Source organism: Bartonella sp. AP72JLCBS (genome assembly GCF_042195705.1).
Classification (GTDB): Bacteria; Pseudomonadota; Alphaproteobacteria; order Rhizobiales; family Rhizobiaceae; genus Bartonella.
The window spans coordinates 1-933 of the sequence record NZ_JBHIOU010000086.1 but is presented as its reverse complement, the minus strand read 5'-3'; the positions used below and the strand labels follow the sequence as shown (position 1 = coordinate 933).

1 protein-coding gene is annotated in these 933 nt (G+C 30.5%); it reads left to right on the top strand.

The genetic code is table 11. The features are described from left to right. The first annotated feature begins 163 nt into the window (after positions 1 to 163). Positions 164 to 493 (top strand): helix-turn-helix transcriptional regulator, encoded by a 330-nt coding sequence (locus ACFILO_RS09525; RefSeq protein ID WP_208439714.1) that lies wholly within the window; start codon positions 164 to 166, stop codon positions 491 to 493. Positions 494 to 933 lie beyond the last annotated feature (440 nt).

Here is a 933-nt window from a genome sequence, read left to right as displayed (position 1 = left end):
TTTTGAAACCACCTAAATATTTTATAATTAATCTCGAAGGCATATGTAATCTCCATAACAGCACAATAAATAATTGCGTTTTATGCATAAGTCAACGAAATTGTGCTTTTTTATCATTTTTGCACATTTGCATAAAAATATATTTTCAAGGATTATACGAACCATGGAACAAGATATTCAGTCCAAACTTAAGCTATGGATTAAAGAGCGTCTTAACGAACGAGGACACGGCGCACAAACATTATTAGCATCACATTTAGAACTACACCCATCAGCAGTGAATCGCATGCTTAATACCTATCAAAATGGTAAAACGCGAGATATAACCATAGATGAACTAGTAAAGATTTCTGAATTTTTTAACGAACCTCCCCCCAGTTTTTACAAAGAAGTAGACTTAGATTTTATGAAAATATGTGCATCACTTGATCCAGTTGACAAAGAAGCGGTGCTTGATTTTCTTGAATTATTAAAAAAATTAAAAACAAAATAAGTAATAATTAACTGCTCTTTTTCATTGAATAATGAAAAAACAGATTCTATTTTTTTATCTATATCGCTCATAAACATCTCCCAAATTGTGGATAGCGCATAATTTAATTATATATTTTAAGATTTATTTTTGCGTTTTATGCAAAATTTTAATTGACTTATGCATAAAATACAATTATCACTGCACCATACCCCGAAAAAAAAAACCTATGTCAAGGCGTTTTTTTCAAAATGTATTTAATATTTTGATATGGAGGCATTTGTGAATAAACCAGTGTTTATAAATTCTGATGAAATTCTCTTAGTGATGTGCGAAAATGAAGAACAAAATCTCGCTAAATCTGGTCCTTTATTAGAAGAAAAGGACATGATCAAATTTATCGACCAAGCCGATAATGCTGTCCAAATTTTGCGTATTGAACCAACGACTAATCGTTGCGA